The sequence below is a fragment of the Rhodococcus sp. IEGM 1241 genome (assembly GCF_033142365.1).
In the GTDB taxonomy this organism is placed as follows: domain Bacteria; phylum Actinomycetota; class Actinomycetes; order Mycobacteriales; family Mycobacteriaceae; genus Rhodococcus_F; species Rhodococcus_F erythropolis.
Genome location: NZ_JAWLSE010000002.1, coordinates 833,593 through 847,612, shown reverse-complemented (window position 1 = coordinate 847,612; position 14,020 = coordinate 833,593). Strand labels below are relative to the sequence as shown.

The 14,020-nt window shown below is 61.6% G+C and carries 12 protein-coding genes; 6 read left to right on the top strand and 6 right to left on the bottom strand.

Features of this window, described 5'->3' with window-relative positions; genetic code table 11:
- Positions 1-312 precede the first annotated feature (312 nt).
- Together R4P70_RS13635 and R4P70_RS13630 are read left to right on the top strand one after the other, a co-directional pair.
- Positions 313-744 carry an ATP-binding protein gene (locus tag R4P70_RS13635; protein WP_020968899.1) on the top strand — a complete coding sequence of 144 codons (432 nt, stop codon included), beginning with the start codon at positions 313-315 and terminating at the stop codon, positions 742-744.
- Positions 741-1,535: an RNA polymerase sigma factor SigF gene (locus R4P70_RS13630; protein WP_020906739.1), complete on the top strand. Its 795-nt coding sequence runs from the start codon at positions 741-743 to the stop codon at positions 1,533-1,535. The genes R4P70_RS13635 and R4P70_RS13630 overlap by 4 nt, the downstream gene beginning before the upstream one ends.
- A gap of 37 nt (positions 1,536-1,572) precedes the next feature.
- On the opposite strand, the gene R4P70_RS13625 is transcribed toward R4P70_RS13630, so the two are convergent.
- From R4P70_RS13625 to aceA, 4 genes are all read right to left on the bottom strand, one after another.
- Complete coding sequence (locus R4P70_RS13625; protein ID WP_019744429.1) at positions 1,573-2,613, bottom strand: NAD(P)-dependent alcohol dehydrogenase; 1,041 nt, start codon at positions 2,611-2,613, stop codon at positions 1,573-1,575.
- Positions 2,614-2,685: 72 nt separating this feature from the next.
- On the bottom strand, positions 2,686-4,992 hold the full coding sequence (gene metE, locus R4P70_RS13620) for a 5-methyltetrahydropteroyltriglutamate--homocysteine S-methyltransferase (RefSeq protein WP_019744430.1): 2,307 nt from the start codon (positions 4,990-4,992) through the stop codon (positions 2,686-2,688).
- 91 nt (positions 4,993-5,083) lie between these two features.
- On the bottom strand, positions 5,084-5,980 hold the full coding sequence (locus R4P70_RS13615; RefSeq protein ID WP_003941541.1) for a 3-hydroxybutyryl-CoA dehydrogenase: 897 nt from the start codon (positions 5,978-5,980) through the stop codon (positions 5,084-5,086).
- A gap of 184 nt (positions 5,981-6,164) precedes the next feature.
- On the bottom strand, positions 6,165-7,454 hold the full coding sequence (gene aceA, locus R4P70_RS13610; protein WP_003941533.1) for an isocitrate lyase: 1,290 nt from the start codon (positions 7,452-7,454) through the stop codon (positions 6,165-6,167).
- 504 nt (positions 7,455-7,958) lie between these two features.
- On the opposite strand from aceA, the gene R4P70_RS13605 reads away from it, so the two are divergent.
- From R4P70_RS13605 to ramB, 4 genes are all read left to right on the top strand, one after another.
- The gene (locus R4P70_RS13605) at positions 7,959-8,582 is read left to right on the top strand and encodes a serine/threonine protein kinase (RefSeq protein WP_244891388.1); all 624 of its coding nucleotides are present in this window, start codon (positions 7,959-7,961) and stop codon (positions 8,580-8,582) included.
- Between the two features lie 79 nt (positions 8,583-8,661).
- Positions 8,662-8,949, top strand: coding sequence for an FmdB family zinc ribbon protein (locus R4P70_RS13600; protein WP_020906737.1), 288 nt, complete (start codon positions 8,662-8,664; stop codon positions 8,947-8,949).
- Positions 8,950-9,043: 94 nt separating this feature from the next.
- Positions 9,044-10,303: a formamidase gene (gene fmdA, locus R4P70_RS13595; RefSeq protein ID WP_019744435.1), complete on the top strand. Its 1,260-nt coding sequence runs from the start codon at positions 9,044-9,046 to the stop codon at positions 10,301-10,303.
- Between the two features lie 121 nt (positions 10,304-10,424).
- Entirely contained in the window at positions 10,425-11,837 is a 1,413-nt protein-coding gene (gene ramB, locus R4P70_RS13590) for an acetate metabolism transcriptional regulator RamB (protein ID WP_019744436.1), read from the top strand.
- Between the two features lie 5 nt (positions 11,838-11,842).
- Here ramB and R4P70_RS13585 read toward each other — a convergent pair whose 3' ends face one another.
- Complete coding sequence (locus tag R4P70_RS13585; RefSeq protein ID WP_070384577.1) at positions 11,843-12,865, bottom strand: alpha/beta hydrolase; 1,023 nt, start codon at positions 12,863-12,865, stop codon at positions 11,843-11,845.
- 131 nt (positions 12,866-12,996) lie between these two features.
- A complete protein-coding gene (locus R4P70_RS13580) occupies positions 12,997-14,016 on the bottom strand; it encodes an alpha/beta hydrolase (RefSeq protein WP_317830931.1) in 1,020 nt (339 codons plus the stop codon).
- Positions 14,017-14,020 lie beyond the last annotated feature (4 nt).

Below are 14,020 nucleotides of genomic sequence, written 5' to 3'. Positions count from 1 at the left end.
AGAATTACGGATAAATCCCTCATCGGCTGTGTGCTCAACCTCGGTTTGAAACAGTACGCCAGCATGACCGGCGTCACAAGTGCGTTGCGACCATTCGTTTCGGTGTTCCGAACAAAAATGTGGTTTGGTCTGCGGTTCCGCGAGGTAATCCGATGTTGCGATCGCCAACGGTCGTGAGCAGAATCGTGTCGTTTACCCCGGCACCACCATCGACCAAATTTCGTGTTCGGGGGTCACTGTGAAGGTCGAGATGGGTATCGTTCTCGGCACCAGACTTCACCGCGACCCCTGGTACGACGATCCGGAGAACTTATGGCACACCTCAGCGCACTCGAGCCAGATCAGGATCAGACTCAGCCAGTTGTGGAGTTGAGGATTCAAGCGACTCTCGATCAGCTGTCGATTTTGCGTGCACTGGCCGCCACTGTTGCCATTCAGGAAAACTTCGACCTCGACGCCATCGCCGACATCAAATTGGCCATGGACGAAATCTGTACGCATCTGATTGTTCGTGCTGCGCCTGATTCGGTTCTGGTGTGTCGGTTCGTGTTCACTCCCCCGCAACTGCACGTATCCGTATCGACGACAACCACGGAGTACGAGGACAGCACTCAGCGATCGTTCGGGTGGCACATCCTCACCGAACTCACCGATTCGATTTCACTCGACCAGGAAGAGAACCTGGGCGGCGTCGGCTACATCACGACCATGAAGTTCACCAAGGCCCTCAGCGGGCGCCTGTGACCGCTTCCGCAGACGGCCCGTCACGCCCGCGCCGGCGGTCCACCGACGAATATCGGGACGTCATACCCGTTTTCGAGGAAATGCGGACCCTCGAGCCCCACAGTCCGGAGTACGAACGAGTGCGCACCGCACTGATCACCAGGTGCCTACCGTTGGCCGAACACATCGCCAGACGATTCGACGGGCGCGGCGAGGCACACGACGATCTGGTTCAGGTGGCGCGCCTCGGTCTGGTCAACGCCGTCGACCGTTTCGATTCCACGCGCGGATCCGATTTCGTCTCGTTCGCGGTTCCCACCGTGATGGGCGAAGTTCGACGACACTTCCGCGACACCGGTTGGGCATTGCGGGTTCCACGCCGGATGAAGGAGTTGCACTTCCAACTCGGGCAAGCCATCAGCGAGCTGTCACAACAACTCGGGCACGCGCCGACCGTCGACGAGTTGGCCGAGACGTTGGGGATCGAACGTGAAGAAGTTGCCCAGGCGTTGATCGCCGGCAACGCGTACCAGACCGTCTCGGTCGACGGTGCCGCGTCCAATCACACCGACGATCTTCCGCTCGTGGAAACACTCGGTGACTACGACGCAGCACTCGAGAACGTCGAGAATCACGAGGCCTTACGTCCACTTCTCGACAAGCTGCCCGAACGAGAGCGGACGGTGTTGATGCTCAGATTCTTCGGAAACCTGACGCAGACACAAATCGCCGAGAAGGTCGGTGTGTCCCAGATGCACGTGTCGAGGTTGCTCGCGAAGACATTGAGTAATCTTCGCGAGCAACTCGACTGAGCTCCGCGAGCAACTCGACTGAGCGGGACCGAGCGGGTCAGATTGTTGCGGTGTCGATCACGAATCGGTATCGAACGTCGCTCTTGATCACGCGCTCGTAAGCATCGTTGATGTCGCTCGCCGGAATCAGTTCGATTTCTGCACCGATGCCGTGCTCGGCGCAGAAGTCGAGCATCTCCTGCGTCTGCGGGATACCGCCCACCATGGAGCCGGCGAGGCTACGACGGTTTGCGGCGAGCGAGAATGCTCGAACTTCGATCGGCTTCTCCGGCAGACCCAGTTCGACGAGAGTGCCGTTGATGGCGAGCAAGGACATGTAGGCGTCGATATCGAGATTGACCGAGACCGTGTTGAGGATCAGGTCGAACTCGCCGCGAAGAGCCTTGAACGTCTCACGGTCATTGGTCGCGTAGTAGTGATCGGCACCGAGACGAAGGCCGTCTTCCTTCTTGCCGAGCGTCTGGCTCAGGACGGTAACTTCCGCGCCGAGCGCCTTGGCGATCTTCACACCGACGTGACCGAGGCCGCCGAACCCGATGATGGCGACCTTCTTGCCGGGGCCGGCATTCCAGTGCCGCAGCGGTGAGTACAAGGTGATGCCGGCGCACAGCAGCGGCGCGGCAACGTCGAGTTCGATGCCCTCGGGGATCGAGAGAACAAAATGCTCGGTGACGACGATGTGCGTCGAGTAGCCACCCTGAGTGCGCTCGCCGTCGCGTCCGGTGGCGTTGTACGTACCGGTCACGCCCTTGCGGCAGTACTGCTCTTCGCCGGCCAGGCAGGCGTCGCACTCTCCGCAGGAGTCGACGAAGCAGCCGACGCCCACGCGGTCGCCGACTTTGTGCTTGGTGACATCCGAACCCACGGCGGCGACGACGCCGGCGATTTCGTGTCCGGGGACGATCGGGTACTTGGCTCCGCCCCACTCGTTGCGAGCGGTGTGGATGTCGGAGTGGCAAATGCCGGCAAATTTGATGTCGATGAGAATGTCCAGTGGACCGAGCTCGCGGCGTTCGACGGTGGTCTTCTCGAGCGGACCGTCAGCGGACGTCGCGGCGTAAGCAGCAGCAGTAACCATGCACACATGCCTACCCGTGCATGGAGGGACCTGCAAATCGCAGGCCCCTCCATGACGTGTTCGTGACGTGACTTACCCGGCGTCGCGCTCCGCTTGTTCGGCGCGACGACGCAGGCGCCTCGCGGCCGCAACCATGTTGCGCAGCGAAGGCTCGAGCTGCCATGGATGGCGGGTCTTGAGGCCACCGTCCGGGTTGGCCCACAAACGATCGAGAGAGATCGATTCGCTTGCCTCGGTGAGCAATTCGTCGAGCTCGTCGATGTCGGGAATCCGAGCCGAACGAGATTCGTACACACCGGGGCCGACGCCGTGCGTGAGCGCGCCTTCCTTGAGTGCTTCGAGAACCCACGTGATGGAGCGGGTCGCGACGATAGCCGTCACATCGGCGTCCAACCGTTCGATGGCGTCGACCACCGACGACCGAGCGGAGTACGTCAGATGTGTGTGGATCTGTGTTTCCGGCTTCGCTCCACCTGTTGCCAGACGGAACGCGTCGACGGCCCACTCCAGGTAGGCCTCCCGGCCGTCCTCACGCAGTGGCAGCAGTTCACGAATTGCCGGCTCGTCCACCTGGATGATGGCGATTCCGGCAGCTTCGAGATCCGCGATTTCGTCTCGAATGACAAGTGCCAGTTGCTCTGCCGTTTCGTAGAGCGGCTGATCCTGACGAACGAACGAACGGGCGATCATGGTGACCGGACCCGTCAGCATGCCCTTGACCGGCTTGTCGGTCAGCGACTGCGCGTACGCAATCCATTCGACCGTCATCGGCTTCGGACGTGCGATGTCGCCGTAGAGAATCGGCGGACGCGTGCAACGAGATCCGTAGGCCTGAACCCAACCGTTGTGCGTGAAGGCATAGCCCTCGAGCAGTTCGGCGAAGTACTGGACCATGTCGTTGCGCTCGTGCTCGCCGTGCACGAAGACATCGAGACCGATGTCCTCTTGCAGACGGATTGTGCGCTCGATCTCTTCCTGGATGCGCTTGTAGTAGTCGTCCCACTCCAAACGCCCCTGGCCGAGTTCGTAACGAGCCTGGCGAATCGCGTCGGTCTGCGGGAACGAACCCAATGTCTGGGCCGGAACCAAGGGCAGGTTCAACCGTTCCTGCTGAGCTTTACGACGCTCCTCGTACGGTGCACGCACACGATCTTCGGGCTTGATCGCGTTGACCCGAGCACGGACAGCGTGCTTGAGCTTGAAGTGCACCTTCGTCGGACGCTTACGCCACTTGTCCGAAGGACCTTCGGTGAGCGCCTTCGCCAGGGAGACGACCTCGCCGACCTTCTGCTTCGCAAAAGCCAGACGGTCTGCGACGTCTCCTGGAATGTCGTACTCGGAGAGCACGTCGTACGGCACGTGCAGCAGCGACGACGACGTGGAGACGACGAGGTCGGGCACAACGTCCTTGAGTTCGTTCAGGTACGTCAAGGTGTTGAACCGGTCGACGCGCCAGACGTTGCGACCGTCGACGACGCCCGCGTAGATGCGCTTGCGCTTGATGTTCGGCACCGCGGCCAGTTCCTCGGCCGTGATCTTGCCGTGCACCAAGTCCAGACCGAAGGCCTCGATCTTGGTGGGCGCCAAGATGTTGAGGGCTTCGCCGAACTTGCCGTACGGACCCGTCACCAACAGGCGTGGGCGGAGCGGAGCCGTCGACAGCTTCTCGTACGCACGTCCAAGAGCGGCTAGCTCCTCGGGGGTGCGGTCCTCGGTCACCGAAGGCTCGTCCAACTGAACACAGGTGGCACCGGCCTTGGCGAGCTGCTCGAAGAGCTTCTCGTACTCGGGCAGGAGCGCGTCCAACAAGTCGAGCGGGGTGAAGTTGGGATCGGACTTCTCGGTGGCAGGTCCGACCTTCGAGAGCAGAAGCAGCGAGACGGGCCCCATGATGACGGGGCGCAATTCGATGCCGCGCGCCTTAGCGCGTTCGAACTCGTCGAGAAGTGCCTCCGAGTTGAGCGAGAACACCGTGTTCGCGTCGATCTCGGGCTGACGGTAGTAGTAGTTCGTGCCGAAGAAGCGCACCAGCTCGAGAGGCGGGAAGTCCGGGCGACCGCGGGCCATCGTGAAGTAGAAATCGAGCGGATCGAGGGCGCCCTCGAGCGGCTTGAACCGCTCCGGCACTGCGCCGAAGAGCAGCGCATTGTCGAGGACGTGATCGTAGAAGGAGAAGGTGTTGCCCGGAACCTGGCTCAGTCCCGTCGCAGCCAGTTCACTCCAGGTCGATTCCTGGAGTTCCTTGGCGACCGCGAGAAGTGCGTCCTTGTCCGAAGTGCCGTGCCAGTAGGACTCGAGGGCGCGCTTGAGCTCACGGCGCGGCCCGATGCGCGGATACCCCAGGACGCTGGAGCCGAATGCTGCAGTGCTGCTGGACATGCGGTCGACCTTTCTAACCGAGGGGCGCGAGCGCCCTGTGCGCCTTTGTGGTAGCCGGAACTACCAGAAAGGCGCACAGGGGCTTTGGGCCTTAGCTTGCCTGCTTGGTGGAGCGACCGTTGTCGGCGTATTCGTAGAAGCCCGCGCCGGACTTCTTGCCGGTCAATCCGGCTTCGACCATACGCAGGAGCAGCGGCGGAGCGGAGTACAGCGGCTCCTTGAACTCTTCGTACATGGAGTCGGCGATGGACTTGACGGTGTCGAGTCCGACCAGGTCCGTCAGAGCCAGCGGACCCATGGGGTGCGCGAGGCCGAGAACCGTTGCCTTGTCGATGTCTTCCTTGGTCGCGAAGCCAGACTCGACCATGCGGATCGCCGAGAGCAGGTACGGCACCAGGAGTGCGTTGACGACGAAGCCGGAGCGGTCGGCACTGCGGACGACCTGCTTGCCGAGGATGTCGCTGGCAAAAGCCTCGGCGCGCTGCGAGACGGAGGCACTGGTCTTGAGCGTCGTCACCAATTCGACGAGCGGCAGAACCGGAACCGGGTTGAAGAAGTGCATACCGATGACTCGCTCGGGACGCTTGGTCGAGATGCCGAGCTTCATGATCGGGATCGACGACGTGTTGGACGCGAGAACCGCATCCGGATCCGTCACGACCGCGTCGAGCTCGGCGAAGATTTCGCTCTTGATCTTCTCGTCTTCGACGACGGCCTCCACGACGAGCTGGCGGTCCGCGAAATCTCCCAGATCGGAGGTGAAACGCAGACGCCATGCGGCCTGCTCACGCTCACGTTCTGTGATCTTTCCGCTGCTCACGCCGCGGTCGAGCGAACGCAGGATGCGTGAACGCCCGGCTGCTGCAAGCTCGCGAGTCTGCTCGAAGACCAGAACATCGACATGTGCGCGGGCGCACACCTCGGCGATTCCGGCACCCATGATTCCGGCGCCGATAACGCCGACGCGCTGAATTTTTTCGCTGGTCACGTCAGCTCCTTGTTTGTCTCGTGGAGTTTGTCTGGTGAAGGTGTTGTAAAAGAAGCACTTCGAACTGCGTCGACGCTGGTGGCCGACGCAATCGGAACTGCCTTGAAGACGAGAGAAAGTAGTGCGGTGATACAAGCAGGGGAGAGACCCGAAGCCGAGCCTCTCCCCCACCCGAAGTCAGTTCTTAGTGGAACTGGCCCTCTTCGGTGGAGCCCTTGAGAGCTGCCGTCGAGGTGTTGGGGTCAACGGTGGTGGCGATGGTGTCGAAGTAGCCGGCGCCAACCTCACGCTGGTGCTTGATGGCGGTGAAGCCACGCTCTTCGGCAGCCTTGAACTCGCGCTCCTGCAGGTCGACGAATGCCGTCATGCCTTCGCGGGCGTAGCCGTAGGCCAGGTCGAACATGCCGTAGTTGAGCGAGTGGAAGCCGGCCAGCGTGATGAACTGGAACTTGAAGCCCATCGCGCCGAGCTCCTTCTGGAACTTCGCGATGGTCGCGTCGTCCAGGTGCGCCTTCCAGTTGAAGGAAGGGGAGCAGTTGTAGGCCAGGAGCTGGTCCGGGAATTCGCTGCGAACGGACTCGGCGAACTTCTTTGCAACCTCGAGATCCGGCACGCCGGTCTCCATCCAGATGAGGTCTGCGTACGGTGCGTAAGCCTTGGCGCGAGCGATGCAGGGCTCGATGCCGTTCTTGACGCCGTAGAAGCCTTCAGCCGTGCGGGTTCCGTCGAGGAACGGGCGGTCACGCTCGTCCACGTCGGAGGTGATGAGGGTTGCAGCCTCAGCGTCGGTGCGGGCGATGATGACGGACGGAACGTCCGCAACGTCGGAAGCCAGGCGAGCCGAGGTCAGGGTGCGGATGTGCTGCTGCGTGGGGATGAGCACCTTGCCGCCGAGGTGGCCGCACTTCTTCTCCGAAGCGAGCTGGTCCTCCCAGTGGACACCGGCAGCGCCGGCGCCGATCATGGCCTTCTGCAGCTCGTAAGCGTTGAGAGCGCCACCGAAGCCGGCTTCGGCGTCGGCAACGATCGGAGCGAGCCAGTTGCTGACGGAGGTGTCACCCTCGGTCTTGGCGATCTCGTCGGCGCGCAGCAGTGCGTTGTTGATGCGACGAACGACGGTCGGAACCGAGTTGGCCGGGTAGAGGCTCTGGTCCGGGTACGTGTGGCCCGAGAGGTTAGCGTCGCCGGCAACCTGCCAACCGGAGAGGTAGATGGCCTTCAGGCCGGCGCGAACCTGCTGCACAGCCATGTTGCCGGTAAGTGCACCGAGGGAGTTGATGTAGTCCTCGTTGTTCACGAGATCCCACAGGATCTCGGATCCGCGACGAGCGAGGGTCTGCTCCTCGACGACGGTGCCCTGGAGCTTGACGACCTGATCGGCCGTGTAGTTACGAGTAACGCCCTTCCAGCGAGGGTTGGTGTCCCAATCCTGCTGGAGCTCAGCTGCGGTCTTCGGGGTGCCGGTGGTCGACATCAAGACTCCATCTCTTTGATCTGCTGGTCCGGCCTGTTGTGAGCAGTACGTGCGTACTACTTCACATACTTGCCAGGCCCTTCTTGTGTACTTACCGAGAATGGCACATCGAAAAAGTGCCGTCTACCTGTTGCTAATGCCAATCTTCGCTACCTTTTCAACACACTTTGCTAAGTCTGTGAAGATTCCTACACGGCTGGTACTACCCAATCGGACAGGTTCCGTACTGGCGAGTAGCAAAGAAACCGCAGGCTGTGAACGAAATGCACTCAACTCCGTCACTTGCAAATTCCGGCAGTTCGCGCGGCACTCGGAACAGGCCCATCCGCTACTTCGGAGACAACTTCACGACTCGCAAGTGACCGCAATCACTTCGTGGCAACAGGCTTCGCTCGGGCAATTCCAGGGATCTACCCGTCAGAAAGCCACAGACAACCCATTCGCCGGCCATATGCTGTCGAACCATGACTTGTCGTTCGACGCCCCCGACCGGGCGATAAAGCGGTGCCGGACAACTATCAGCGGCCACCGAACAACCAGGCATGGTCGCAATCCGGTCCACAGCCGCCGCAGTTGGGCTACCGGGCCGCGCCGCAGTCGTATCCCCCGCCCCAGGGATTCCCGCCTGCACCGCCACGTGGAAATCCGCCGCGGCGTCGGCCCGGCTGGGTGATTCCGGTATCCGTAATCGGAGTTATCACTGTGTTGGCTCTCTTCGGCGGGCTTGCCTGGGTCCTCTGGCCGAAGGACGTCCCCAACTCGGCCGCCGGTGGCGCGGCCCAGACCACCATCACCGCCGCGAACACACCCGGCACCACGACAACCGCTCCCAGCACGACATCCCCGACGACCACACGCGCCGCGAACTTCCCGGCCGGTGCGTCCGCCTGCCCCGGCGGGCAGCCGGCCGGAAGTTACAAGGAGTCCGCGACAAGTGGGGGCAAAACTTCGTGCGAGTTTGCCGAGGCAGTTCGGATCGCCTACGGAAACTCCGGTGCCGCCGGTGCCTCCAGCACCGTGTCCGCACGTAGTCCGGTGACCGGCAAGGAGTACACGATGGCATGCAAGGTGACCTCCGGCATCGTCACCTGTACCGGCGGAGACAACGCGGTTGTGTACTTGCGCTGACGGGCGCAATTGCGGCATCGGCAACCCGGTGCGTGTCGTTCCAGTGTCGCACTTACGGATCCTCCGATAGCGTGACCGCATGCCTCTGTACGAGTTTCGCTGTACCGGCTGCGGCCCGCTCGAGCGGTCGTTCGCGATGGCCGAAGTGCCCCAGTCGATCCGTTGCCCCCAGTGCAGTCTCGAATCGAAGCGTGTTGTCTCGTCTCCCCGTTTGAGTCACAGCTCGTCAACCGCGATGGGTTTACTGGACAGCACTGCCCGATCAGCTCACGAGCCTGCCGTGGTCAGTGGGTCACTACCCGGCCGTGGCCGACAATCTGCCCCGACGACGTCCAATCCGTTGCACCGCAAGCTACCTCGCCCCTGAGCGTCCTCACCGCGCGTCTTCGCCGTGAGTCCCGATCCGACACGAAAGTCCTGCCGCCACGAGTTTTCCGTTTCTTCGAGAATGAGGAGTGCATATGCCTGAACTGCTGTTTCCACTCGATTCCGCCAAGAAATTCACCGACCAGGCGATCGTCGGCCACAATCGGTGGCACCCGGACATCCCGGCGGCGGTGACTGTGAAACCCGGTGATGCGTTTCGCGTCCATTGCCGCGAATGGTTCGACGGCGCAATACACAACGACGACTCGGCCGACGACATTCTCAATGCACCACTGACCACGGTCCACACGCTGTCCGGCCCCTTTTCCGTCGAAGGCGCGAAGCCCGGCGACCTCTTGATCGTCGACATCTTGGATATCGGGCCTATCCCCCAAGAAGATTCGGGTCCGTTGGCCGGCCAAGGCTGGGGGTACACGGGCATCTTCCCTCGGAACAACGGCGGCGGCTTCCTCACCGAACAGTTCCCCGACGCGTACAAGGCCGTCTGGGATTTCTCCGGCCAAACGGCGACGTCGCGTCACATTCCGCACGTCTCGTTCACGGGCATCGTCCACCCGGGGCTGATGGGTACTGCTCCGTCGGCGGCGTTGCTCGCCAAGTGGAATGCCCGCGAGGGCGCCCTCATTGCCACCGATCCCAATCGGGTTCCCCCGCTTGCACTTCCGCCCGAGCCCCGCGATGCAGTACTGGGAACCTTGACCGGTGACGAGTACACGCGCGTAGCCGGCGAGGCGGCGCGCACCGCTCCCCCTCGCGAGAACGGTGGAAACCAGGACATCAAGAACCTCACCAAGGGCAGCCGAATCTTCTATCCGGTATTCGTGGACGGTGCGAATCTGTCGGTCGGCGATCTTCACTTCTCCCAGGGCGACGGTGAGATCACTTTCTGCGGTGCCATCGAGATGGGCGGCTTCATCGATCTTCGTGTGGACATCATCAAGGGCGGAATGGATACCTACGGCGTTTCCGAGAACGCCATCTTCATGCCGGGCAACACAGATCCGCAGTATTCCGAGTGGCTTGCGTTCTCGGGCACTTCCGTCACGTTGGACGGCGAACAGAAGTACCTGGATTCACATCTGTCCTACCAGCGTGCGTGCCTGCATGCGATCGAGTACCTGACCAAGTTCGGGTACGCGCCGGAGCAGGCGTACCTGCTGCTGGGTGCGGCACCGATCGAGGGCCGCCTGTCTGGCGTCGTGGATATCCCCAACTCGTGTTCGACGGTGTATCTCCCGACTGCGATCTTCGACTTCCCCCTCGCACCCTCGTCGAGCGGACCGTTCCAGATCGATCCCGGAATCGGCGCTCCGCGTTCGGAGAACAGGGTCTAGGCCTCCGGCCCCGTGAGTGGTTGAGGAGTGTGAGGACTCCTCAACCACTCACAGGGGGTGCCGGTGCGAATTCTGCAAACCCACCTTTGCGAAGCCGGACTGTCACTCGTATCCTGGGAAAATGTCGAAAACCTTTGTCGGTGTCCGGCTCCGCCAACTGCGGACCGAGCGCGGGTTGAGTCAGGCTTCGCTGGCCAAGACGCTGGAGATCTCGGCAAGCTATCTCAATCAGATCGAGCACGACGTCCGGCCACTCACCGTGCCGGTCCTCCTGCGAATCAGTGAAGTCTTCGGCGTCGACACCACCTTCTTCTCCCCACAGGACGACACGCGCCTGATCGCGGAAATGCGTGAAGTTGCCCTCGATCAGGAGATGGGCATCGACGCCGACGCCCACGAAATCGCGGAGATGGTCTCCACACACCCGGGCCTGGCAAAGGCGATGGTCAACATGCATCGCCGCTTCCGCAACACGACGGCGCAGCTCGCCGCAGCGACGGAAGACCGCTTCTCGGACGGCAGCGGCAGCGGTTCGATCACCATGCCGCACGAGGAAGTGCGCGACTACTTCTATCAGCGGCAGAACTACATTCACGATCTCGACACCGCGGCCGAAGAACTGACTGCCCGGATGCGCTTTCATCGCGGCGACGTCGCCGGCGAGATCGCCAGACGCCTCGAAACCGTCCACGGCGTGCAGATCGTTCGACGAGTCGACCTGGGCGAGAACATACTTCATCGTTACGACCCGGATACCAGGGTCCTGGAAATCTCCGCACGGCTCTCCGGCGGGCAACAGGTCTTCAAGTTCGCGACAGAACTCGCGTACCTCGAGCACGGCGATCTGCTCGACTCGTTGGTGGCCGAAGGCAACTTCACCAGCGAAGCGTCGGTCTCTTTGGCGCGACTTGGATTGGCCAACTACTTCGCGGCGGCCACCGTGCTCCCATACAGCCAGTTCCACGACGTCGCCGAGGACTTCCGGTACGACATCGAGCGCATGTCCGCCTTCTATTCCGCGAGCTACGAGACGATCTGCCACCGCCTCTCGACTCTGCAGCGCCCCAAACTTCGCGGGGTTCCGTTCATGTTCGTCCGTGTCGATCGTGCCGGAAACATGTCGAAGCGTCAGTCCGCCACCGGATTCCACTTCTCCACCAGCGGCGGTACGTGCCCGCTGTGGAACGTCTACGAGACGTTCTCGTATCCGGGCAAGATCATGCCCCAGATCGCACAGATGCCCGACGGCCGCCGATACCTCTGGGTTGCTCGCACGGTCGAACGTCGAGCGGCTCGATACGGACAGCCCGCAAAGATCTTCGCCATCGGATTGGGATGCGAGATTCGACACGCCCACCGACTCGTCTACAGCGACGGTCTGGATCTGGACGAGTCGAATCCGGGAACGCCGATCGGCTCGGGCTGCCGCGTCTGCGAACGCCTCAACTGTCCGCAGCGTGCCTTCCCTCCCTTGGGTAAAGACCTCGACATCAGCGAGCACCGGAGTTCGATTTCGCCTTACGTGATTCGCTGACCGCGCTAACGCACGTAGTTGCGCAGGAACGCGACTGTGCGATCGAACGCGATCATCCCGTCCACGGTATCGAGGTCGAACTGATATTCGTGGTCCAGCGCAGGCTCGTGATCTTCGGGGTAGAACAGTGCGTCTACTTCGACGCCCAGATCGGCGAGCCGTTCTGCCATGGGTTTCGACTGGCTGGCGGTCAGTGGGTCGACATTTCCGCCGGTGATGAACGTCGCTGGAAAGTCCGAGGTCACATGGCCCAGTGTCGACATCTGACCCACTGCAGTCGACCCATCGAAGTCCCTCGTTCCGAGATACCCCCACAGCGATTGCTTGTCGACGCCCCAACCGAAGTACTTCCCCTGTGACAGCAGCGGTTTCAGATCGAAGACCCCACAGTCGAGGACAACTCCGCGTATCTGCTCGGGACGTAATGCCGGCTCCACACCCATTTCCGACGCGTAATCAGGGCTGGTCATGACCGTCGCCAACTGACTGGACAACTGCGCGCCTGCCGAATCTCCCGCAAGAAAGAGATTGTTCGAATCGACATGCAACCTGTCCGCATTGCTCACGATAAATCGATACGCGTCGTTCAGTTGATTCACTGCGGTGGGGTAATACGCATCTGGTCCCAGTGAGTAGTCCACCGAAATCACTGTGAACCCTTGATCTGCCAGCAGTTTGTAGTAACCGGCCGCATCGGTTCTCGAACCTGAAATCCAGCCACCGCCGTGTACCCAGATCACCGTCGGCAGCGGTGAAGTGGACTCCGACGGGTAGTACACGTCGAGTTGCGCATCGTCGTCGCCGTCGCGATACGACTGATCGAGGACCGAGACGATTCCTGATGGCGCGTGCCTGTCGAGTTGTGCGTGAGTCGCTTCGGAGCCACCCGCCGACATCCACCGTACGAGGAGAACTCCCGGCCACGGACTGACGAGCGCCGCGGCCACACCGGACAGCAGAATGACGACGAATACCGCAGCGATTCCGACAATGCGCCTTCGCCGTCTGTCGGGGGAAGACGCACGCACAACAACTCCTGGGGTCGGATCGGATTCACCCAGGCTAGACCAAAAGGACTAGTCGAGAATTCCCCGGCAACACACCCGCGGCGCTTTGTCTGAAATGACCATTTCTTTAGCGTCTCAGCATCATCCGACAACTAGCGGGTATGTGCGTCGAGAAACTGAACCGTGCGATCGAGTGCAGTGAGACCGTCGGCATTGTCCAGATCGAACTGATACTCGTGACCGAGCGCCGGAACGTGATCGGCCGGATAGAACAGTGTGTCGACCCCAACTCCCAACCCCGTCAATTTGTCAGCCAACGGTTTCGACTGAGAATCTGTCAAAGGATCCGCGTTGCCGCCGCTGACGTAGACAGGCGGAAATCGATCGGTGACGTAGTTCAAGGTCGACATCTGATCCGCCGCTTCGGTACTCATGAAGTCGCGCACCCCGGTATACGCCCATAGGGACCGATCAACTCCCCAGCCGATGATGCCTGGCCCGCCGACCATATTCCCGACGTCGTAGATGCCACAGTTGAGGACTACTCCGCGCAACTGATCCGGCCGCAGCGACGGGTTCACGCCCACTCGGTCCGCATACGCGGGATCAGTGATGAGAGCGGCGAGCTGACTCGTGAGTTGCGCTCCCGCAGAATCACCGGCGAGAACAATCTTCGTCGGATCAACATGCAGTCGTTCCGCATTCGCGACGACGTACGCGTGCGCGTCGTTGAGCTGCCGCACCGCGGTCGGATAGTGGTGCTCGGGTCCGAGTGAGTAGTCCAGGGACACAACGGTGTAGCCACGAGAGGCCAGCAACTCGTAGTACGGCGCGTAGTTGGACTTGCTTCCCGAGATCCAGGCACCGCCATGAGTCCAGATCACCGTAGGCAATGCGGTCGTTGTCGCTGCGGGAAAGTAGACATCCAGGTATGCGTCGTCGTCATCGGCGCGGTACTGCTGGTCCTTGATCGAGTCGACGCCTTCGGGCGCATGCTTCTCGAGCGCCTCGGTGACTTTCACGGCATCACGATCGAAGACCCATCGCACGGTGAGTGCGCCAGGTCTCGGGCTCAGAACGAAGGCCAGAACCACGGCTCCGACCAGAACGAACACAATTGCCAGAGCCCATAGCAAGCGCCTGCGCCACCGATGCGGTGAAGGGTTCGTCATCGGG

Coding starts and splice junctions, on each gene's coding strand:
- R4P70_RS13625 (WP_019744429.1), bottom strand. CDS start 2,613: ATGGTTACTGCTGCTGCTTACGCCGCGACGTCCGCTGACGGTCCGCTC.
- aceA (WP_003941533.1), bottom strand. CDS start 7,454: ATGTCGACCACCGGCACCCCGAAGACCGCAGCTGAGCTCCAGCAGGAT.
- R4P70_RS13580 (WP_317830931.1), bottom strand. CDS start 14,016: ATGACGAACCCTTCACCGCATCGGTGGCGCAGGCGCTTGCTATGGGCT.
- fmdA (WP_019744435.1), top strand. CDS start 9,044: ATGCCTGAACTGCTGTTTCCACTCGATTCCGCCAAGAAATTCACCGAC.
- R4P70_RS13600 (WP_020906737.1), top strand. CDS start 8,662: ATGCCTCTGTACGAGTTTCGCTGTACCGGCTGCGGCCCGCTCGAGCGG.
- metE (WP_019744430.1), bottom strand. CDS start 4,992: ATGTCCAGCAGCACTGCAGCATTCGGCTCCAGCGTCCTGGGGTATCCG.
- ramB (WP_019744436.1), top strand. CDS start 10,425: ATGTCGAAAACCTTTGTCGGTGTCCGGCTCCGCCAACTGCGGACCGAG.
- R4P70_RS13635 (WP_020968899.1), top strand. CDS start 313: ATGGCACACCTCAGCGCACTCGAGCCAGATCAGGATCAGACTCAGCCA.